This window comes from Pseudidiomarina atlantica (assembly GCF_000753735.1).
Lineage (GTDB): Bacteria > Pseudomonadota > Gammaproteobacteria > Enterobacterales > Alteromonadaceae > Pseudidiomarina > Pseudidiomarina atlantica.
The window spans coordinates 138,349-159,894 of record NZ_JPIN01000005.1 but is presented as its reverse complement, the minus strand read 5'-3'; the positions used below and the strand labels follow the sequence as shown (position 1 = coordinate 159,894).

Annotated in this window: 24 protein-coding genes; 13 read left to right on the top strand and 11 right to left on the bottom strand. The window is 50.7% G+C overall.

The window, feature by feature from the left end:
• Positions 1-25: 25 nt before the first annotated feature.
• The 8 genes from mutH to IDAT_RS05275 all read left to right on the top strand — a co-directional run bounded on the left by mutH (position 26) and on the right by IDAT_RS05275 (position 7,435).
• Complete coding sequence (mutH, locus tag IDAT_RS05310; protein ID WP_034731482.1) at positions 26-694, top strand: DNA mismatch repair endonuclease MutH; 669 nt, start codon at positions 26-28, stop codon at positions 692-694.
• 101 nt (positions 695-795) lie between these two features.
• Positions 796-1,482: a DUF2982 domain-containing protein gene (locus IDAT_RS05305; protein WP_034731481.1), complete on the top strand. Its 687-nt coding sequence runs from the start codon at positions 796-798 to the stop codon at positions 1,480-1,482.
• Between the two features lie 78 nt (positions 1,483-1,560).
• Entirely contained in the window at positions 1,561-1,986 is a 426-nt protein-coding gene (locus IDAT_RS05300; protein WP_034731479.1) for an ATP-dependent zinc protease family protein, read from the top strand.
• The gene (gene rimK, locus IDAT_RS05295) at positions 1,983-2,888 is read left to right on the top strand and encodes a 30S ribosomal protein S6--L-glutamate ligase (protein ID WP_034731476.1); all 906 of its coding nucleotides are present in this window, start codon (positions 1,983-1,985) and stop codon (positions 2,886-2,888) included. The genes IDAT_RS05300 and rimK overlap by 4 nt, the downstream gene beginning before the upstream one ends.
• A gap of 2 nt (positions 2,889-2,890) precedes the next feature.
• Positions 2,891-3,916 carry a succinylglutamate desuccinylase/aspartoacylase family protein gene (locus IDAT_RS05290; RefSeq protein ID WP_034731473.1) on the top strand — a complete coding sequence of 342 codons (1,026 nt, stop codon included), beginning with the start codon at positions 2,891-2,893 and terminating at the stop codon, positions 3,914-3,916.
• A gap of 8 nt (positions 3,917-3,924) precedes the next feature.
• Positions 3,925-4,959: a class I SAM-dependent methyltransferase gene (locus IDAT_RS05285; RefSeq protein WP_034731469.1), complete on the top strand. Its 1,035-nt coding sequence runs from the start codon at positions 3,925-3,927 to the stop codon at positions 4,957-4,959.
• Positions 4,959-6,566 carry a sensor histidine kinase gene (locus IDAT_RS05280; protein WP_034731468.1) on the top strand — a complete coding sequence of 536 codons (1,608 nt, stop codon included), beginning with the start codon at positions 4,959-4,961 and terminating at the stop codon, positions 6,564-6,566. The genes IDAT_RS05285 and IDAT_RS05280 overlap by 1 nt, the downstream gene beginning before the upstream one ends.
• A gap of 116 nt (positions 6,567-6,682) precedes the next feature.
• Complete coding sequence (locus IDAT_RS05275) at positions 6,683-7,435, top strand: response regulator (RefSeq protein WP_051986597.1); 753 nt, start codon at positions 6,683-6,685, stop codon at positions 7,433-7,435.
• A gap of 13 nt (positions 7,436-7,448) precedes the next feature.
• Here the strand turns inward: IDAT_RS05275 and IDAT_RS05270 are convergent, their stop codons facing one another.
• Entirely contained in the window at positions 7,449-7,784 is a 336-nt protein-coding gene (locus tag IDAT_RS05270; protein WP_034731466.1) for an Hpt domain-containing protein, read from the bottom strand.
• A 158-nt stretch (positions 7,785-7,942) separates the two neighbouring features.
• On the opposite strand from IDAT_RS05270, the gene folE2 reads away from it, so the two are divergent.
• From folE2 to IDAT_RS05245, 5 genes are all read left to right on the top strand, one after another.
• The gene (folE2, locus tag IDAT_RS05265) at positions 7,943-8,881 is read left to right on the top strand and encodes a GTP cyclohydrolase FolE2 (RefSeq protein ID WP_034731465.1); all 939 of its coding nucleotides are present in this window, start codon (positions 7,943-7,945) and stop codon (positions 8,879-8,881) included.
• Between the two features lie 73 nt (positions 8,882-8,954).
• Positions 8,955-9,968 (top strand): adenosine kinase, encoded by a 1,014-nt coding sequence (locus tag IDAT_RS05260; RefSeq protein WP_034731463.1) that lies wholly within the window; start codon positions 8,955-8,957, stop codon positions 9,966-9,968.
• Positions 9,969-10,060: 92 nt separating this feature from the next.
• Positions 10,061-11,425 carry an adenosylhomocysteinase gene (gene ahcY / locus IDAT_RS05255; protein WP_034731461.1) on the top strand — a complete coding sequence of 455 codons (1,365 nt, stop codon included), beginning with the start codon at positions 10,061-10,063 and terminating at the stop codon, positions 11,423-11,425.
• Between the two features lie 15 nt (positions 11,426-11,440).
• A complete protein-coding gene (locus IDAT_RS05250) occupies positions 11,441-12,019 on the top strand; it encodes a GNAT family N-acetyltransferase (RefSeq protein WP_034731459.1) in 579 nt (192 codons plus the stop codon).
• A gap of 6 nt (positions 12,020-12,025) precedes the next feature.
• On the top strand, positions 12,026-13,357 hold the full coding sequence (locus IDAT_RS05245) for an NAD(P)/FAD-dependent oxidoreductase (protein ID WP_034731458.1): 1,332 nt from the start codon (positions 12,026-12,028) through the stop codon (positions 13,355-13,357).
• 16 nt (positions 13,358-13,373) lie between these two features.
• Here IDAT_RS05245 and IDAT_RS05240 read toward each other — a convergent pair whose 3' ends face one another.
• From IDAT_RS05240 to rrtA, 10 genes are all read right to left on the bottom strand, one after another.
• Positions 13,374-14,522, bottom strand: coding sequence for an ABC transporter permease (locus IDAT_RS05240; protein WP_034731456.1), 1,149 nt, complete (start codon positions 14,520-14,522; stop codon positions 13,374-13,376).
• Positions 14,519-15,253, bottom strand: coding sequence for an ABC transporter ATP-binding protein (locus tag IDAT_RS05235; protein ID WP_034731454.1), 735 nt, complete (start codon positions 15,251-15,253; stop codon positions 14,519-14,521). Before IDAT_RS05235 ends, IDAT_RS05240 begins: the two co-directional genes overlap by 4 nt.
• 10 nt (positions 15,254-15,263) lie before the next feature.
• On the bottom strand, positions 15,264-16,733 hold the full coding sequence (locus tag IDAT_RS05230) for an alpha/beta hydrolase (protein ID WP_034731453.1): 1,470 nt from the start codon (positions 16,731-16,733) through the stop codon (positions 15,264-15,266).
• Positions 16,734-16,826: 93 nt separating this feature from the next.
• Entirely contained in the window at positions 16,827-17,228 is a 402-nt protein-coding gene (locus IDAT_RS05225; RefSeq protein ID WP_051986596.1) for a DUF3718 domain-containing protein, read from the bottom strand.
• A gap of 122 nt (positions 17,229-17,350) precedes the next feature.
• On the bottom strand, positions 17,351-17,854 hold the full coding sequence (gene folA / locus IDAT_RS05220) for a type 3 dihydrofolate reductase (protein WP_034731449.1): 504 nt from the start codon (positions 17,852-17,854) through the stop codon (positions 17,351-17,353).
• Between the two features lie 113 nt (positions 17,855-17,967).
• The gene (gene cgtA / locus IDAT_RS05215) at positions 17,968-19,128 is read right to left on the bottom strand and encodes an Obg family GTPase CgtA (RefSeq protein WP_034731447.1); all 1,161 of its coding nucleotides are present in this window, start codon (positions 19,126-19,128) and stop codon (positions 17,968-17,970) included.
• A 78-nt stretch (positions 19,129-19,206) separates the two neighbouring features.
• A complete protein-coding gene (gene rpmA, locus IDAT_RS05210; protein ID WP_034731445.1) occupies positions 19,207-19,464 on the bottom strand; it encodes a 50S ribosomal protein L27 in 258 nt (85 codons plus the stop codon).
• 17 nt (positions 19,465-19,481) lie between these two features.
• Positions 19,482-19,793: a 50S ribosomal protein L21 gene (rplU, locus tag IDAT_RS05205; protein WP_034731443.1), complete on the bottom strand. Its 312-nt coding sequence runs from the start codon at positions 19,791-19,793 to the stop codon at positions 19,482-19,484.
• 144 nt (positions 19,794-19,937) lie between these two features.
• Positions 19,938-20,909, bottom strand: coding sequence for an octaprenyl diphosphate synthase (ispB, locus tag IDAT_RS05200; protein ID WP_034731439.1), 972 nt, complete (start codon positions 20,907-20,909; stop codon positions 19,938-19,940).
• Positions 20,906-21,499 carry a rhombosortase gene (gene rrtA, locus IDAT_RS05195; RefSeq protein ID WP_034731436.1) on the bottom strand — a complete coding sequence of 198 codons (594 nt, stop codon included), beginning with the start codon at positions 21,497-21,499 and terminating at the stop codon, positions 20,906-20,908. The genes ispB and rrtA overlap by 4 nt, the downstream gene beginning before the upstream one ends.
• Between the last annotated feature and the right edge of the window lie 47 nt (positions 21,500-21,546).

Genomic DNA, 21,546 nt, shown 5'->3' with positions numbered 1-21,546 from the left:
GTAGCGAGCCCGAATAAGGAACCGAATGCCGCAGCCAAAGCACGATCTTGCCAGTCTTTTTAATGCCGCCAGCGACCTAGCGGGGCGCACTTTTGCTGAATTGGCGGCGCAACAAGGCTTACGCGTCCCCAACGACTTACGCCGTGATAAAGGTTGGGTCGGTCAGTTACTCGAAGGCGCCTTGGGTGCTAGCGCTGGCTCACAAGCGTTGCAAGATTTCCCAGACCTGGGCGTAGAACTCAAAACGATTCCTTTGGATGCCAACGGCAAACCGCTGGAAACGACCTTCGTCTGCACGACCCCGCTAATCGATATCGCCGGATTGAACTGGGAAAGCAGTAACGTACGTAACAAACTACAGTGCGTGTTGTGGATCCCGATTGATGGCCGCCGCGAGATACCGCTGCATCAGCGTACTGTTGGCACTGCGTTTTTATGGCAGCCAAGTGCTGCCGAAGAAGCGCAGTTGCGTGCCGACTGGCAGGAACATATGGATAAAATCGCGCTCGGTCAGGTCGAACAGATTACGGCGCATCAAGGCGAGGTGCTACAATTGCGACCGAAAGCGGCGAATAGTCGGGTGCTGACGGATGCGATTGGGCCGCATGGTGAATTGATTCAGACACTGCCACGGGGTTTCTACTTGAAGACCCAGTTCACTGGCCAAATCATCCGCACAGTATTCAACATCTAAAACCGTTAGTCGTTACTCGTTAATCGTTAATGAAAACCCAAACCCGCGGCACCCTCACCCTAACGAATAACGATTAACGACTAACGAACAAGGGGGTTTGTATGACTGAATTACAGGTGCAGCCGAGTGCCAAAAAAGACGCCCTAACCTTTTGTATATTCGGTGTTGTGGTTTTTGCTCTGACTTTATTTTTGTATCTGGCTGGCTTTGCGTTGCCGCAAGCCGCTTGGGGCTTGATGTATATCGCTAGCGCTGCGCTATTTTTATTGGGTGTCGCAAAGATAATAGAACCACCGGTGAGTCTGTTGATTTCGCCGCGCACGATTCGGTACGAGCACCGCCGCGGACATTGGCAAATCGATTGGGACAACGTGTTGCGCTATGACATCCCTTCGGTCCGTAGTGGCCTCGAGCGCGACACTCTACCCTACATTGGTTTTCGCCTGCATAACATTGAACCAGTGCTCGATGAGATTTCGCCCCGCTTGGCGGTGTATCTGGTCAGCGAACAACGTCATCTGTTAGCCGCTGCGTTGCGGCGTGAAACTGGCCCTGACCACGATTATACCCCCTACTACGATGTGCCTAGTAAGTTCGTTAGCGCCAGCGGTAAGGTTTACAAGGGGGTGCAGGCGCTATTTGCCGTGCGCTCGCAGCAATTGCGAGAGTTATTAGGCTATGATCTTTATGTGCCAGCGAGTGCCCTCGATCGTCCACTTGAAGAGTTCTTGGACTGGCTCAAACAAGTCGAATCGCATCGTCCTCGTAATACAACCGACGCCAATTGAGTGCGCCGCTTGCCGTTTTGCCGCCGCGGCTTTATTCTTGGCAACTAGAAACACTTCCAAAATGGAGCACTTTTGCGCATGCAAACACTTGGTTGGCGCGAATGGGGAGCCCTCCCCGAATTAGGCATTGAAGCCATCAAAATGAAAGTGGATACCGGAGCTCGTACTTCGTGTCTTCACGCTTTTCGGCTTGAGCCGTTTGAAAAAAATGGTGAAGCTTGGTTACGGATCTGGATCCATCCAGAACAAGGTTCAAATCGCGAACACATCTGCGAAGCGAAAATTCATGATCAACGCGAAGTGACAGATTCCGGTGGTCATACCGAATTACGTTATGTGATCCGCAGTCAGTTGGTGCTGGGCAATTTCACCGGTCCAGTCGAACTTACCCTGACCAATCGTGATAGCATGAAATTCAGAATGTTACTGGGGCGCCAAGCGATGCGCGGCATTTTTCTCGTCGACCCAGACGCATCTTATTTAGTAGGAGAAGCTGGCAAATGAGAATCGCAATTTTATCCCGTAACGCCAAACTATACTCAACGCGGCGCCTTGTTGAAGCTGCCGAGGCGCGTGGTCACGAGGTCGACGTACTCGACCCTTTGCGTTGCTACATGAACATTAACGCACGTGAGTCGTCGATTCACATGAAAGGTCGTGTGTTGCCACAATACGATGCGGTGATTCCACGTATCGGTGCATCTATTACCTTCTTCGGCACGGCGGTGCTGCGTCAATTCGAAATGATCGGCACCTATCCGCTAAACGAATCTGTTGCCATTTCACGCAGCCGCGACAAATTGCGTTCGCTGCAACTACTCAGTCGTAAAGGCATCGGTTTGCCAACGACTGGTTTTGCCAGTCAGCCGCAAGACATTCCTGACTTAATCGAAATGGTCGGTGGTGCCCCCCTGGTCATTAAATTGCTTGAAGGTACCCAAGGTATCGGTGTGGTACTGGCGGAAACACGCCAAGCCGCTGAGAGTGTTATCGAAGCCTTTATGGGGCTCGAGTCGCACATTATGGTGCAAGAGTACATCAAAGAAGCTGGCGGCGCAGACATTCGCTGCTTGGTCATTGGCGACAAAGTTATTGCCGCAATGAAGCGCCAAGCCAAACCTGGTGAGTTTCGTTCAAACCTTCACCGCGGCGGCTCTGCCAGCCTAGTTAAATTAACCCCAGCGGAGCGTGCAACTGCAGTTAAAGCGGCAAAAACTATGGGGCTTAACGTTGCAGGAGTCGATATTTTGCGGTCGAACCACGGCCCGTTGGTGATGGAAGTAAACTCGTCACCTGGACTTGAAGGTATCGAAGGCGCAACTGAAAAAGATGTTGCAACACAAATCATTAGTTTCATAGAAAAGACCGCGAAGGCACATCGCACCCGCACCAAAGGAAAAGGTTAACGGTGAAAAAGCAAGTTTCGTTTAAGATTGCCGGGCAAAAAATTGCGCCCGGCGCACGCCACAGTCTGAAAATTCCAGCCGCGCGACTCTACAATGACACCCCGATGGATTTACATGCCGAGGTGTTTCACGGGACCCGGCCCGGCCCGGTGTTATTGGTTTGTGCAGCGATCCATGGGGATGAACTCAATGGCATCGAAATCTGTCGCCGCCTGATTGCCCAAACTGAGCCGGAAGAACTTGCGGGTACGCTGATTGTCGTGCCTGTCGTCAATGTTTTCGGGTTTATCCAGCAATCGCGCTATCTCCCAGATCGACGCGATCTGAACCGTTGCTTTCCGGGCTCAGAGCGTGGCGCACTTGGCAGTCGTCTAGCCCACTTGTTCAACGAAACCCTAGTGCAAAGCGCGACCCATATTATCGATTTACACACCGGCGCCATTCACCGCAGTAACTTACCGCAAATTCGCGTCGATACCGATAATGCTGAAGCACTCGAAATGGCACATGCCTTCAATACACCGGTCATCTTGCACTCGAAAGAGCGCGATGGTTCGCTGCGTTCACTGGCAACCGAGCTGGGTATTCCGCTGATTTTATATGAAGCCGGCGAAGCACTGCGATTTGATTATGCGGCCATTAAAGCAGGCGTGATTGGCGTGCAGAACGTCATGAAAAGCTTACGCATGCTCAAGGGTCGGCGCACCCGTAAAAAGGTCAAACCGGTCGTTGCCCATCGTAGTGCCTGGGTCCGCAATGACCATGACGGCTTGGTGATTCCGCAGGTGCAATTGGGACACACCATTCAAAAAGGGCAAGTGATTGCGCTCACCGTGAACCCGCATGGTGATGACAAGCATCCCTTGCGCAGCCCCTATAACGGCATCATTATCGGTATTAGCAATATTCCGGTGGCCAACGAGGGTGAAGCGCTCTTTAACGTAGCGCAGTTCGACGAGGGAGTTTTTGAAGAGGCTTCAGAAAGCGTCGATGTGTTCAGCGAAGCCTACGATGGCAAACCAATTTAGAGGGTGTGATGGCAACACTAGGTTCTGCACTAACCCCACCCTCGCAACTGGTATTGCGCCATGCGCAGCAATTTGCTGGAGCCCAACTGCTCGCTGTTAATCCACCCGATGAACAATGGCGTAGCGAACTCGATGTGGTCGCTAGTTGGCATTTACATGCCGGCTGGTTTCGCGCTTGGCAGCAACTGGGGGCAGCGCATGTATTTGCTGCCACGGCTCCGCCAACGACAGCAACGGCTGCGGTGCTTTGGTTACCAAAAGAAAAAAAACTGACTGATTATTTATTGCAGGCGTTGGCTGGTGTGCTGCCAAGTGGTGCCAAATTGTGGATAGTTGGCGAAAAACGTAGCGGTATCAAGAGTATCCACAAGCAAATAGGTGACCCGTGGACGCCACCACAGAAAATTGCTGATGGTCATCATTCCACATTGCTGTGCTGTGAATTGACTCAGCAACAGCGCCCTGTAGCACTCAAAGACTTTTGCCATTACAGCGAACTGCCGCAACCCGGTTTAACACCGTTGAAGTTGGCCAGCTACCCTGGCGTTTTTGCTTTTCCGAGTATCGATGAAGGCAGTCGCATGTTGTTGCAACATTTACCAACCTTGCGCCCCGGTAAAGTACTCGATTTTGCCTGCGGCCACGGCGTGCTAGGAGCTTGGTTGCAGCGCCAGCAGCCGGAATTACAAGTAAGCTATTTGGATGTCAGCGCAATGGCCTTGGCAGCCTGCGCAGAAACCCTGCGCTGCAACGAGTTGACGGGCGAGTTTATTGCTGCAGATGAGCTCAGTACCAAGCTACCAAGTTATGACACTATCGTCAGCCATCCACCCTTTCACACCGGGCAGAAAACCGATTACAGCATCGGCCAGCAGTTTCTGCGCAGTGCGCGTGAACATCTTACGAGTAATGGCGAACTCTGGCTGGTGGCCAATCGATTTTTACCTTGGTCGGAATTGATTACCGATAGTTTCGGCCACTGCGAACGCGTAGTTCAGGATAATAAATTTGCGGTCTATCGCGCACGTCGAGGGCGACGCTAATGCGCTTAGGCTCAATTCGACAAGGCATCACTTGGTTAGTTGTGACCACTAGTTTATTGCTAGCGGGCTTTGCCTTAATCGTGTTGAGTCTCACCCACATCAAGCAGCTCAACCAGCTTACTGAGCAGCGCGTGGCGGACATGACCCAAGTGATCGCGAATGTCAGTAGCCGCTTTTTACTGTTTCGTGATGCCGAAGGTATCGATGACTACTTTCGCCAGTTTAGCGATAACGAATTCTTGCAGCACATTCACGTTTATGAAGCCAACGTGGTGGCCGAACAACCAGCGTTACGCTATTTTGCCAGTTACAACCGCGAAGGCCTTGCGCCAATTCCAGTGCGTACCGAAATCGTGGACGAAATTAACGGGTTGCGTAGTAATAGTAACTCCATCGAAATGGTTACGCCGATTCGCATTGATAGCGAAGTTTTAGGCTATCTCTATTTGCGCGCCGATCGTAAACCTACCCGTGAACTCATTCTGCAAACGACTGTGACTGCATTTGTTGTTTGGCTTGTGCTCGCGTTATTGGCCTGGGTCATCGCGATGAGCGTACGCGGACAATTGCTGCGACCACTCGACCAAGCGGTAGGAATCATTCAACGCATTACCCGTAACCGTGACTATTCAATTCGCTTACCAGAGTCGAATTTAATTGAACTGCAGCAGTTGGGGCTAGCCTTTAATACCATGTTAGCGCGCGTTGAGCAGAACTTAGTGCGGCAACAGCAAGCCGAGAAACAAGCGCTTGATTTGAACAGTGAACTTGAGCGGCAGGTGCAGCAGCGTACAACCGCCCTACGTGAAGCGAATAGCGAATTATTAGCCACCTTAGAAACGCTACACCAGTTCCAGCGACAGCAAATTGAAACGGAAAAAATGTCTTCGCTTGGCGATCTCATTGCGGGGGTTGCTCACGAAATCAATACCCCGGTTGGCTTGGTGATTACCTCAACATCGATTTTGCGCGACAAACTCGACCTACTGAACGAGAAATTTAACGACAACAGTATTACTCGTGCCGATTTTGAGCGCTTTATCGAAGCCAGTGCCGACAACCTCGAATTAATTCAACGCAATATTGAGCGAACCGCAGATCTCATTAATCAGTTCCGCCAACTGGCGATGGACCAACTCGCTGAAGAAGAAAAAACCTTCCTGATTGCAGAATTATGTCGCACCGTAGTGAACCAATCGCGCCAACGCTTGCCAGAGTTAGCAACGATAGCGGTTCATATCGACTGTCCCGAGGAACTCGAGGTGACGTGTCGTATGGGGCCATTGCAGCATGTGCTAGCAGAACTCGTGCAAAATTCAGTGATTCACGGCTTTGCTGAACGCCATTACGGCGAAATCGAAATCAAGATCGTGCGCAGCGCGCCACAACAAGTGGCTATCACTTATCGCGATAGCGGCAGTGGAATACCGGCTGAGCTAGAACGCAGAATCTTTGACCCGTTTATAACCAGCCGGCGTCGCAAAGGCTCCACTGGCTTGGGTCTACATTTGGTATATAACCTTGTAACTCAAGTGCTTGGCGGAACCATTGAAGTTAGCTCGAAGCACCGCGATGGCGCCGAGTTTACGCTAAAGATCAGAGCGTAGTGTAAAAACCATCTAACAAAGCTTGCAGGAAATTTACGCACTTATTAGAATCCCGTGCTAAACTTCCTAGAATCACTGATTTTCAACATATGTTAACGACCAATGGATCAAGCAATATGAGCGCTAGATTACTAATCGTAGAAGATGAAGTTGTTACCCGAAACACACTCACTCGCCTGTTTCAACAAGAAGGCTACGATGTCTTTGACGCTGCTGATGGCATGCAAATGCAGCGTATTATGGCGCGTCAGCAAGTTGATCTTGTGATCATGGACGTCAATTTACCAGGTAAGAGTGGTATCGAGCTGGCTGAAAACTTCCGCGAGAATGAAAATATCGGTCTGATTTTCTTAACCGGCCGTGACGCCGAAGAAGACCGTTTGTTGGCACTAGAACTTGGTGCTGACGATTACATCATCAAGCCCTACAACCCTAAAGAGCTATTGATGCGCGTACGCAATTTGTATCGCCGCATTGAAGCGATCAAGAGCCAACAGAAAACTGTGGGTCACGATAGTGTGGTCTATGAGTTTAATAACTGGCGTCTGGAAAGTGACAGTCGTTGCCTATTCTCGCCTGCCGGTAAAATGTTCCGGTTGCCGAAAAGTGAATATCGGGCCATGGAATTATTCCTGACCAATCCTGGTAAAATTCTTGACCGTGAAACGCTTGTAAAGAAAATGCTCGATCGCGAGTTGCGCCCGAATGACCGTACGGTTGACGTTGCCATTCGTCGTATTCGTCGTCATTTTGAAGCAGATCCTACATCGCCAAATCTGATCACGACGATTCATGGCGAAGGCTATCGCTTCGTAGGTGACGTGCGCGTTCGCCACCTTGATCAACCTTCGTTGAATTCGCCGTCGTAATCACGACGGCGCGTTACTGACTCTGTAACCAGCGTTCAACTTCTTTTTGGTGCAGTGGTAATTCGTTTTGCCACTGCGCAAATTCTTCGTCTACTTGCGACCACTGCCAGTCTGCTTTTTCAAAGCGTTCCATCTGCTCAGCTAAGCTTTTCAACCCGATCGAACGACACGCACCTTTGACTTTGTGGGACTGTTGGCGAAATTCGTCTTCTTTGCGTTCTTTCACGAGCCACTGCAGGTGATTAAGATAACCACCAATATTATCGGCAAAGGTGTCGTACATTTCACGTACACCCTCGGTTCCCATAAGCTCGGCATACTGCTCGAGTAAATGCTTATCTATGATCATGCTGCGCTATCCTTGTGTCGAAACGATTAAGCCTATCGAAAATCTTTCCTTGGGAATTGAACCTGATATGGCAAACTACCGTAAACAGGTTAAATCTTGTATACTATCGCCCCTTTTTCGGGACTACACTTAAACTGTAAGTTTGGAGCCGTATTCGCATGCCAACAGTAACACCGACAATGATGCCAGATATCGCCAATCAAACCAAAGCACAAACTGAAGGTGCGCTTGATTGGGTTGGCATGAGTAACATCGAAATGCCGTTAGTGGTTGGCGCAGCCAACGAACCTGAGCGCCCGGTGAGTGCCAAAGTTGATGCGTTCGTCAACCTCAAAGACCCGAAGGCAAAGGGCATCCATATGTCTCGACTTTACTTGTTGCTAGAAGAATTGTCGAACAATGACGTGTTATCGCACCAGTCACTGCGTAAACTTCTTCATGACTTTATTGATAGTCACGAAGGGCTTGCAGATCAAGCTTACGTTAAGTTTACTTTTGATTATCACTTGCGCCGTAAAGCACTTATCAGCAAAAAGCCGGGGTGGAAAGCATACCCAGTAACTGTCGTTGGCCGTTACGATGCAGGTAAATTACACCTTGAACTAGGCGTCGAAGTACCGTATTCATCGACTTGCCCGTGCTCTGCGGCACTCGCCCGTCAACTGATTCAAGACGCCTTTGCCGAGCAGTTTGGCACCGACGCCGATGTTGACGCTGAACTGGTACACCGTTGGTTGGGAACCACCAAAGGTATCGTTGCCACCCCTCACAGTCAGCGTTCGATTGCTGAAGTGAAGGTTATTATGGGTGAGCAAGTTAGCGAATTGCCGATTATTCATCTAATCGACAGCATCGAAGATGCCTTGCAAACTCCAGTGCAAGCTGCGGTTAAGCGCGAAGACGAGCAAGAATTTGCGCGTCTCAATGGCCAGAACCTGATGTTCTGCGAAGATGCCGCCCGTCGCTTGCAACACGCACTCAACCAGAACGCTGTATTCAGTGATTTTTGGATTCGCGTGAATCACTACGAGTCGCTGCACGCCCATGATGCGGTGAGTATCACCACTAAAGGTGTCACTGGCGGCTTCAAAGCCTAATTTATCGACCTTAGAATCCGGCTGCTGTATAATTGGCGGCCGGATTTTTTTGTTTTTAACACCCGAGTATCACATGGAATCAATTGATATCGTCGGCATCGGCAATGCGCTGGTCGACCAAGAGTTTGAAGTGACTGACCAGTTCTTGCTGCAGCATCAAATCGAAAAGGGCATGATGACCCTTATCGAAGATAGCGAACAAGAACGCTTGATTGCCGAACTGGCAAAACGCGGCGAGTTGAAAAAGCAATCAGGTGGTGGCTCCGCCGCAAACTCACTGGTGGGTTTCGCGCAATTTGGCGGCAAAGCTTTCTACTGTTGTAAAGTTGCCGACGACCAAGCTGGCAAGTTCTATTGCGAAGACTTAGAGAACATTGGCATCACCACCAATACTGGTAGCCAGAAGCATGAAGGCAAAACCGGCCGTTGCTTGGTGATGGTCACACCTGATGCCGAACGTACCATGCGTACCTACTTAGGTATTACCGCCGATTTAAGTATCGCGGAACTCGATGAAGACGCAATTGCACGTGCCGAATATTTGTATATCGAAGGCTATTTAGTCACCTCACCGGTGGCCCGTGAAGCCATTGCACGCGCGAAGGAAGTGGCGCGTGCCAACGGCACTAAAATCGCCATGACCTGTTCCGATCCGGCAATGGTGAAGTACTTCGGCGACGGTATCCAAGAAATACTTGCCGGTGGTGTCGATGTAATGTTCTGTAATCAAGAAGAAGCGCGCATTCTTACGGGTACTGACGACGTGCAGGAAGCACTACAGCAATTACAACGCCACGCCAAGCTGGTGGCTATCACGCTCGGTAAAGATGGTGCTTTATTAGGTGATGGAGTGCGCCAAGTTGCAGTTCCTGGCGTACCAGTAAAAGCCGTCGACACTAACGGTGCCGGTGATATGTTTGCTGGCGCGATGATGTATGGTCTTACGCGTGATTATTCTCTGGCAGCTTGTGGGTTGTTAGCAAGTCATGCGGCGGCGACTGTAGTGGCTAATTTTGGTCCACGATTAACGCTTGATCAGCAGCAGCAATTGCTTATCAAGCTCCAGCACGAACCCGAATTCAATTAAAAGCCGTTACTCGTTATTGGTTATTCGTTAGAGGGTGCTCAACGGAATCTCACCCTAACGATTAACGAATAACGCGAACGAAGTGAGGATTTATGAACGACTACAAAGTTGCGGATATTGGCCTTGCCGACTGGGGCCGCAAAGAGATTTCCATCGCCGAATCAGAAATGCCAGCACTGATGACCATTCGTCGCAAATATGCTGCCGAAAAGCCGCTGCAAGGCGCACGCATTATCGGCTGCATTCATATGACCATTCAAACCGCAGTGCTCATCGAAACTTTGATTGAACTGGGTGCCGAAGTGCGTTGGTCATCGTGCAATATTTTCTCGACTCAGGATCATGCTGCAGCTGCGATGGCGGCCGCTGGTGTGCCGGTATTCGCTTGGAAAGGTGAGACCGAAGAAGAATACGAGTGGTGTTTGGAGCAAACCTGTCACAAAGACGGCGAGCTGTGGGACGCCAACATGATTTTGGACGACGGTGGTGACTTGACCCTGTTGATCCATGACAAATATCCACAAATGCTGGACAAAATCCACGGTATCACTGAAGAAACCACTACTGGTGTGCACCGTCTGCTCGAAATGCTGAAGCACGGTACCTTGAAAGTGCCAGCAATTAACGTGAACGACTCAGTTACCAAGTCGAAGAACGACAATAAATATGGTTGCCGTCATTCACTGAATGATGCCGTCAAACGTGCGACTGACCATTTACTCTCTGGTAAGAAAGCTTTGGTCATCGGTTATGGCGATGTTGGTAAAGGTTCAGCAGCAAGCTTACGCCAAGAAGGCATGATCGTGCGTGTTACCGAAATCGACCCAATTTGTGCAATGCAAGCTTGTATGGACGGCTACGAAGTAGTTTCGCCTTACATCGATGGCATCAACCGAGGCGATGGCTCAACGGTCAACAAAGACTTGCTACAAAACATCGATTTGCTGGTCACCACTACCGGTAACGTCAACGTCTGTGACCGTTACATGCTAGCGGCACTCAAGCCAACCGCGGTGGTTTGTAATATCGGTCACTTTGACAACGAAATCGATACGCTCTACATGCGTCAGAACTGGCGTTGGGAAGAAGTGAAGCCTCAAGTGCACAAAATCTACCGTAGCGATGATGCCAACGATTACTTATTGCTGTTATCAGAAGGTCGATTGGTCAACTTAGGTAATGCGACAGGTCACCCAAGTCGTATCATGGACGGTTCATTTGCCAACCAAGTACTGGCACAGATGCACTTGTTCGACCAGAAGTTTGCTGACTTGCCGGCAGCCGAAAAAGCTGACAAGCTACGCGTCGAAGTGTTACCCAAACAACTCGACGAAGAAGTCGCGCGTTACATGGTGCAAGGTTTTGGTGGTGTCATTACCAAACTTACCCAGCAGCAAGCCGATTACATTCACGTCGACGTTGCAGGTCCATTTAAATCTGACGACTATCGCTATTAATGAATGGTGTCAAAGATGACGCAAACAACTCCGGTAGTTACCTACCGTGAACTAACGGCCGCCGATCACGCGGCCGTTATTGAATTGGGCAATATCGTTCACGGCGATAATTACCTTACCGAAGAAAATCTAGCTGACTACGTTAAACGTGGCGAGAAAGAGGGTATCAACCTGAATTGGCTCGCCTTCGTTAACGGCCAATTGGCCGGTATTCGACTGACTTTTGCCCCAGGCCAATGGGATATCGATGACTATTGCACGCCAGCTGCTTGGCCAGTACCCGCCGAGCAAATGTGCTATTTCAAATGCGCCGCCGTGGCTGACATTAGCCGTGGCCTGGGCATTGGTCGTGGCTTGCTGGAACGATCTATTGCAGCGGCTAAACAATTAGGATGCCGCGCGGGGCTTGCGCATATTTGGATGCAAAGCCCGAATAATAGTGCATACTCCTACTTTACCAAGTGCGGTGGCGAGATGATTGCCGAACATCCAGACCGCTGGTACGAGTTATCAATTCATGGTGGCTATCACTGTCCAGTCTGTGATGGCATTTGTCACTGCACCGCTGGTGAGATGATTTTACGTTTCGAGTAAGACGCCATGTATGATCCGCTTGTCGATAGTTTTCCCCGTGCAGCACAACCGCACGTACGCAGCTATTGGCAGGCGCATACGCAAACTAAGCTCCCGACAGCTGCTAACGTTCTTCCAGAGCATGCCGATATTGTTGTGATTGGTGCCGGTTACACCGGTCTCAATGCCGCACTCGAACTCGCCCAACGCTTTCAACAACAGGTCGTGGTACTCGACGCCAATCAGTTAGGTTGGGGTTGCTCCACCCGCAATGCCGGATTTGCGATGCCGGGCACCGGGCGACTCGGTTATGGCGATTGGCAAAAGCGCTGTGGTACCGACGTTGCCAAGGCCATACAAGGTGAATACCAGCGCGCATTCGAGCGACTCGAACAGCACCTTGCGCATTGCCCCGAGCAACTGCAAGTGCAGCGTGGTGGCTACTTAAAAATCGCGCACGAGCCGAAAGCTATCGAGGGCTTAAAAGCCACCTACCAAGTATTGCAACAGTTTGAACCAAAGACACGCTGGCTTGATGCCGAAGCGATTCAAGCACGTGTGCACAGTCCGCAAGCACATGCAGCCATTCATTATCCGCAGAGTTTTGGCCTGAACCCAGTGCTATTGCACGCGTCAGTCGCACGACAGGCCGCCGCAGCGGGCGTGACCTTGGTTGAAAATGCACCAGTGCAGAACTGGGATATGGTGGGTGAACAGCAGCGCTTACACACCGCTAAAGGACGCATTTGCACAACAAAGGTCATAATTGCCAGTAACGGCTACACCCCCAACCACTTGCACAGCAGTATTCATGGTCGCACGTTACCGGTACTCTCCAGTGTGATTGTTACCCGGCCGCTAACGCGCGATGAACGCCAAGCGATTGGTGTCAGTACGCAAGATCTGGTGATGGATACACGCACACTTAAATACTACTACCGCTTGTTGCCGGATGGTCGCTTGTTGTTTGGTGGCCGTGGGGCGATTCGCGGTAAAGATGCGCATCATCCGCGTTATGCACGACACTTGTTAGAAGCGTTGCGCGGCACTTTCCCAGCGTTACGACGGCTAAGCCAAGAGCCGGTCGATTATTATTGGAGTGGCTGGGTCAGCGTGGCACTCGACAACTACCCGCGCATTTACAGTCCCACCGCAGGCGTCTATACCAGCATGGGTTATTGTGGTGCGGGTGTAACCTTTACGCAGATTGCGGGACAGCGCTTGGCAGAATTAGCGATGGGGGAGAAGCTTCCGGAGCTACCTTTTTATCAGTCTGGCTTACCAAAATTCCCATTGCCCCACTTACGACGTGTGGGGCAATGGGCATTCTATCAGTTAGCGCGTTGGCGCAGTCTGTAAACCATAGCGGCGAGAATTACAGTCCGAAGACCACTTTCTCGCTGCTCAGCATGCGGCTAATCAATTTAAACAACAGTACCGAAACTACTACAGTTGCTGCGGCGCTGATGCCCATTCCAGCCCAATTCAACTGCTCGCCTTTAATAATATCCAGCAGCGCTTGATGCTGGCCGGTGAGCGGCAAATAATACAAAATTTGATTCTTCACGCGCGCAAATTCGACGCCAAAGACCACTAGCATGGGCGCCATCAATAATAGCGAAATGTACGTTTGCGCTTCTTTAAAGCTCTTGGCGCGGAAGGACACAAACAATTGCAGTGCGGTCGCAAATAGTGCTAATGGCACCAGCAGCACAATAATCAACAAGATCAACGGCCAGGCCAGCGACACGCTCATGCCGATTTCATGGAGCGGTAAAAATTTAAAAATAATTGGGATTAAAATAGCACTTAAAATACCACCGAACATGGCAAATGCGGATGCCGCTAAGCCCTTACCCCACACCAGCTGATCCGTCGTTAGCGGCTGTGAGAGTAATAACTCGAGTGAGTTACGCTCGCGCTCACCAGCACTAATATCAATTGCCACGTTCATGCCCGAGAAAAACACCGATAATAAGATGAAGATCAACACGCTTCCCATCAATATCGCAGCTTTCGAACCCTTAGTCGCGGTATCGTGCTTGACCAAATTCACCCCTTGCGTAATTAGCGGATCAATACCGCGCATCTGCAAACGTATATAGGTGAGTTGTGCGGTGTAGCCTTCAACGGCCTGCTCCACTCGACGAATGTCTGTACGCTGTTTTTGCGATGAGAAATCAGCAGTCAAAGTAACCCGTGCAGGCTGTGCGCTAGCGATATTTTCATCCCAGCCTTCAGCAATTTCGAGCACTATGGGTTGTTGGCCTTCTGGCCAAGGTTCATCGCGCTGCACCACACCTTGGCGTTCTAAGTGTGCGACAAAGGCCGGTGCGTGTTCGGCACCTTGGATTTCGATTTTGACGTCGCTGGTATCGGTGAGTTGACTAATCAACACGTAAAACGCAACCGCCATCAGTAACGGACCAAAGAAAGCATAAGACATGGCAGCCATGACCGAACGCTTATCGCGCAACGCATCTTTAAGCTCTTTACGAAGCACTATGGAAATGGGTGATGTCATGCTGCGATACCCTCGTCAGTGCCGATAATTTTGACAAACGCTTCTTCGAGCGCGGTTTCACCTGTCTGAGCACATAACTCATCTGGTGTGCCTTGCGCCGCAACTTTGCCGGCTGCGACCACTACAACTTGATCACACAGTGCTGCAACTTCCTGCATAACGTGGCTGGAAAACAAAATACTGGTACCCTGCGCTTTTAATTCTCGTAATAAATCACGCAAAATCCGCGTACTCATAACATCGAGTCCGCGACTTGGCTCGTCTAAAATCAGATGCTTCGGACGATGAACAATGGCTTGCGCAAGCGCTACCTTCATCCGTTGACCTTGCGAGAACCCGGTCGCACGACGATCAGCAATGGCGCTCATATCGAGTCGTTGAATCACCTCTTCGACCGCAGCCGCACCGCTGTCTCCCGCCATCCCATGCAAGGTTGCGAAATATGCAATCTGTTCGCGCGCAGTGAGACGCTCGTATAAACCAAATTTGTCGGGGAATATACCAATTTTGCGGCGCGCTTCTAGCGGGCTCTTACTGGCATCGATGCCATCAATAAGGGCTTCGCCGGTGTCAGCTTTCAGCAGGCCATAAATGGTACGCAAACAGGTGGTTTTACCGGCTCCATTAGGACCTAGCAAACCGGTAATTTGCCCTTCAGGGGCGCTAAATGTTAAGCCATCTAGAGCCGTCACTTTACCGAAGGATTTTTGTAATGATTTTACTTCGATCATGTGGACTCTCTTATAATCCTTTGCCGTTACTATTTAGAATAAATGGCTGCGCTTGTTGCTGGTCAAGGCAACTGGCGTCGAGCGCATCGAGATCGAGATCTTTAATAAATTGCGCAGCAAGTTTGTTGGCACAGGTGTGGCCGACAATGGTATGCGCACCGCGTGGCGCCACTAAATGCCGACTGTTACTCAAGGTTGCAGCAGCCTCATTCCCCCAGGCGACCGGCGTCACCGGGTCAAGCTCACCAGACAGCAACAAAGTAGGCGTAGCGCTGACCACAGGTGCAAACCAACTCGCCGGACGCTCTGCGGTAGGCCACACCGAACACATCTCGACAAAAGCGTCGCCGGTGCGACTGCCAATAAAGGTGTTATCACCATCCGCCGCAAGCAATTCAGGAGTGGCGCGGGGTAAATCTTCACTACACAAGACGCTGAGCATCAGCCCCATATAGAGTTCAGACTGCGCCATAGTACTGCCAAACAGGCCCATCAATGGCATGTAATCGCCCTCTGCGGTACGCTGAATGACAAACGGCAACATCTGCCGCGTGGTCGGATGATACAAACCGACCCGCAGTACCGAGCTAAGGCGCCCCGCTGTTAATAAAATATCCACCGGCTCATTGGTGAGCGGATCACGCACTGTCAACGGCACTGGATTTTGCTCCAGCGTTGCCATCAGTTGTTGATAGGTTTCATCAAGTCGTGGAAATGCTTCGCTACAAGCTGGCGAAGCAGCACAGTTAGCAAGCAACTTATCAAAGGATGCAGCGCCATGGCGCCCGAACGGACCGACCACTACCTGCACTGGCGCGAGGGCATCTAATACCGCTGCTCGCACAGACTCCGGCGCTTCACGTAAATAAACTAAACCCGCACGGGAACCATAAGAACCGCCATAAAGATTAACTTGCTGGTAACCGAGCGCTTTGCGCACCGCTTCAAAGTCGCGAATGGCATTGACGGTGTGATACTGCGTCAAGTCATGCTGGTTCTCATATTGAGCAAGACAGTCGCGTGCGACCTGCGCTAAATCGATGTCGTCGTCAGCTTTAACCAGTTCTTCAACATGGGTCATGTCACATTGCAACGGGTTCGACTTTCCCGTACCGCGTTGATCAATCAATAAGATATCGCGTTGCTGTCGCACGCTAGTGAATATCCGATCAATCATCTGCGCCAAGTCGGTCGCTGCTTGCCCTGGTCCCCCGGCGAGGATGAGCAAGGGATCCGGGCGTTTATTCTCACTAATAGCTGGTAACACTGCGAAGTGAATGCCAATTTTCTGGCCATCGGGTTGCTCATAATTTTCTGGAACTTGCAGTGTTCCGCACTGCACTTGCTCCGAAATACCTTTCAGATAGCATTGTTCAGTTTCGAGCGCTGTAGCCGCTTGCGGTGCTGGGTCCGTTTGCGCTTGAGCACTAAGCGCGAGACTGGTCGCTAGCAAAGCAAGCGGAGCAATGATGTGTTTCATGCATTGTTATCCAATTGTAACGAATGTGGTTAGTCTATACGCTTCGACCGAATGCCGAAAGAGGGAAAACTGTAAAGAAATGTGGCGTAATACTTACTGTTTGAGGTTCAGGCGTTGCTGTAGGGTCTGACCGATGGTGCTCTGTAGCATGTCACGTTGCTCGGCCCACTCCATATCACCCATTTCTTGTATATCACTTGGATTCACACTGCGGGCGATGAAAGCGCCAATATCGTTAGAGTTGTTTTGCATGGCAAACTGGATGAGCGAAGCGCCATTACAACGGACTTGCGGATAGACATCGCGCAGACGCATGCGTAAATCACGTAGTTTGTGCTGTAAACGCAAGGTATCGTTGTTGCGCACATAGGTACAGAACAGCAATGCCAAATCAGAAGATTCAAAGACATTCTTTGCTGTCAGGGCCTGAGTTGAAGGCGTCAACATTGCGGCTGTTGTTGCAGCAGCCAACCATGTTGCAATGAGTCGCTTCATTAAACATCCTCGGTTCTATGTTTACCGAATCATGCTACCTCGAGCCAAAAGCCCTGACAACGGAATAAATTGTTAAAACACGCAAGTCGATTTACGTTTCATTTACATTGAAAACGTTTAACCTACGCATCATTGCGTTCATAGACAAGCGTCGCGAATGCATGGGGGTTTTCGTGGTCGGCCGGATGCTCGATTTGCTCACGAACTTCCCAGTTTCCACTTGCATGAAAATCAGGGAACCAGGTATCGCCTTCGACCGCTACATCGATCTCAGTTAAATACAAACGGTGCGCGTGCGGTAAAAATTCTTGATAAACGTGACCACCACCAATCACCATGAGCTCTTCGCACTCACCGGCTTGTTGCACTGCTTGCTCGGGACTGTTCACCCAGACCACACCTTTTTCGTCAGTAAAGGGTTGTTGATATTTGCGGCTCAAGACAATGTTGAGGCGTCCAGGTAAGGGACGACCGATTGATTCATAGGTCGCTCGGCCCATGACGACCGGCTTGCCCATGGTGATGCGTTTAAAGTGTTGGAGTTCAGCTGGTAGGTGCCACGGCATGGCGCCGTCTTTGCCAATGACGCGATCTCGCGCCATGGCAGCAATCAAAGCAATCCGCATGTAAACACCGTTACTCGTTACTCGTTAATCGATACTCGTTAATCGATACTCGTTATTCTAGAGAAAGGGCACGGTTACCGCCCCTGACGATTAACGAATAACGATTAACGTGTTTATTTTTGGTAAATGACTTCTACGTCGTAGTCATCATCGTCGAAGTCATCATCATCGTCATCATCGTCGTAGCCGTCAAGCTGCTCTTGATGATAGGTGTCCCACTTGAACTCTTTGGTTACCGGCGCTTCGTCTTCGACTTCATCGGCTTTCGGTAATTGTTCAAGGTAGGTCATGATGGACTTACAGAGATCTTCAGTGCCCTTTTTCGCCAACGCCGAGATCTGATAGACCGGACCTTCCCAGTTGAGCGCAGCTTTGACTTGCTCAAGGCGCTCTGCGGCTTCTTCTTCGGTCAATAAATCGATTTTGTTGACGACTAACCAACGTGGTTTGTCCGCTAGTTTTGGACTATAACGCTCAAGCTCTTGCACAATAGTAACGGCTTGCTCGGCAGGATCGGTGCCATCGTACGGTGCTAAATCAACGAGGTGCAACAGCAGGCCACAGCGCTCAAGGTGCTTCAAGAACTGAATCCCCAACCCCGCGCCGTCAGCCGCGCCTTCGATAAGGCCCGGAATGTCAGCAATCACAAAGCTTGCGTGTGGCGCTGGACGCACAACACCAAGGTTTGGTACCAAGGTGGTAAACGGATAGTCCGCTACTTTCGGTTTAGCTGCAGAAACTGAACGAATAAAGGTTGATTTACCCGCGTTTGGCATGCCCAGCAGTCCCACGTCGGCGAGCAACATCAGCTCGAGCTTCAGCGGGCGAATTTCACCTGGCGTACCCATGGTTTTTTGGCGTGGTGCTCGATTGGTACTACTTTTAAAACGCGCATTACCAAGACCATGGAAACCGCCTTTCGCGACCATGCGACGCATGCCATGCTTGGTCAAATCGGCGAGCGTTTCGCCGGTATCTTGGTCGGTAGCACGGGTACCCACTGGCACATAGAGCACCAAGTCTTCGCCACGTTTACCGGTACAGTTCTTACCCATACCATTTTGGCCGCGCTGGGCGCGATGGATACGTTCGAACTGATAATCGATCAAGGTGTTAAGGTTTTCGTCGGCTTCTAGATAAACGTCGCCGCCATCACCACCGTCGCCACCATCGGGGCCACCTTTGGGGACATACTTTTCCCGTCGGAAGCTAACTGTGCCATTGCCACCGTCGCCTGCTTCAACGCGAATTTCGACTTCATCTACAAACTTCATGATTTCCTACCTACCCGTATAAAAAAACCCCGCCACTGCCGACGGGGTTTCTTTGTTCTTCAGTTAGCGGACTGAATTTTATTCAGTAACGATGCTAACGTATTTGCGGTTCTTTGGACCTTTTTCCGCAAAAGAAACTTTGCCGTCCGCCAATGCGAACAAAGTGTGGTCACGGCCGATACCAACATTGTCACCAGCGTGGAATTTAGTACCACGTTGACGCACGATGATGCTACCTGCTAATACTGCTTCACCACCGAAGCGTTTTACACCCAGACGTTTACTTTCTGAGTCACGACCGTTTTTGGTTGAACCACCAGCTTTTTTATGTGCCATGTGTCGTTACTCCTTAATTAACCGTTAATACCAGTGATTTTCACTTCAGTGAACCACTGACGATGACCTTGACGCTTCATGTGGTGCTTACGACGACGGAACTTGATAATGTTCACTTTGTCTGCACGACCATGGTTGACTACTTCCGCCTTGATAGAGCCACCAGAAACAAAAGGCGCGCCGATTTTCACGTCGTCACCGTTCGACAGCATTAATACTTGGTCGAACTCAACCACTTCACCAGTGGCCGCTTCCAGCTTTTCCAGGCGGACGATTTGGCCTTCAGTAACACGGTGTTGCTTACCGCCACTTTGGAATACTGCGTACATACTCTTCTCCGATTCACCCTTGCGGGCACGTTAGATTTAAATTAGGGCGCGAATTATAAACAAACTCCCTGCGGGAGTAAAGGGCGTTATTCGTTATTCGTTAGGGTGAGGACCCAACGAGCACCCCTAACGAATAACCGTTGTTTAGGCGACGCGGTCGACTGCGATGGCGGCGAGGGCGTACAGCGCTTCGCGATGCTGCGAGGCTGGAAGAACCTCTAACTGCTGCTGCGCCAACTTGGCCTCAGCCAAAGCCCGATCCCGCGTGTAGTCTAGCGCCCCGGTTCGACGCATGGCAGTGAGAATGGTTTGCAAATGCTCGCGGCCATCGCCCTGCTCTATCGCCTTGCGAATCAGTTGAGACTCCTCTTCGTTGCCGTGCCACATGGCGTAGAGCAAGGGTAAGGTTGGTTTGCCTTCGGCAAGATCGTCACCGGCTTGCTTACCCATGACGTCACTGTCGGCGGTGTAATCGAGCAAATCGTCGACCAATTGGAACGCAGTACCTAAATGACGCCCGTAAGCGGCAAGCGCGTCTTCAACCTGCTGGGATTGATTGGCTAGCACCGCGCCGAGTTGCGTGGCAGCCTCAAATAATTTGCCGGTTTTACCGTAAATGACATCAAAGTAGCTCGCCTCGGTGGTATCTGGATCGTTACAGTTCATTAACTGCAATACTTCGCCTTCCGAGATAATATTGGTCGCATCGGCGAGAATTTTCATTACCTTCATCGAGTCCAGCGTCACCATCAACTGAAATGCACGGGTATAGAGAAAATCCCCGACCAGTACACTGGCTTCGTTTCCGAACACCGCATTGGCGGTCTCTTTGCCGCGGCGTAACTCTGAAGCATCTACGACATCGTCATGCAACAGTGTGGCGGTGTGAATGAATTCGATAATGGTAGCGAGAGTTAAGTGCCCTGCACCGTCATAGCCAACGGCCCGCGCTGCAGTTACCGCGAGTAACGGTCGCAACCGCTTGCCGCCACTGTTGACAATATAAAGACCGAGCTGATTGATGAGGGCTACGTCAGACTGGAGTTCACGGCTGATAAGCTGGTTGACGCCCTGCATATCGGCCGCCATTAACGCATTGATTTCGGTTAACTTCATGTCACACTTTGGCTGTGGTTTAAGGTTAAGATTTTACAAAGAAACGCTAGTAGAAGTCCAGCCGCGAGGCCACCTGCATGCGCTGCAAAAGCGATACCGCTGTCAGCGGGCAAATACACTAGGTCGAAGATGACCTTACCCGCTACCCCGCCAAGGATAAGTGCTCCAAGCCAGCGTTTATGCAACACATCATGCAGCGCGCAATAGCCGAACATGCCATACAATGTGGCAGAAAAGCCTGCATAGTACTCAACCGTCGGGTCAAAGAAAAACTGTGCGCTCGTTGCGCTGAGCATAATCACCGGCAACCACAACCATGGACGCCAGCCTTTTTGATGGTCGATGAACAGACTCCAACACACCAGCAAACCCAACAAATTAAGGCCGAGATGGGCGCCATCCCAATGCACAAAATTGCTACTCAGCAATTGCCACAAATGCTCGCCGTCGCTGATTGCACTGCGTTGCATAATGAGCGCAGCACGCCACTGCTCCGGTAGTAGCATCACGCAACTCAACAACACTGCAATACTGAGCGTTGGTAGCAGAGCTTTGCGGTCGGTCGGAATGGTTAAGCCAAATAACTGCATCGGTGCACTCTTAGCTGTCTTGATAGGAGGGCTTATACAAAAACGCC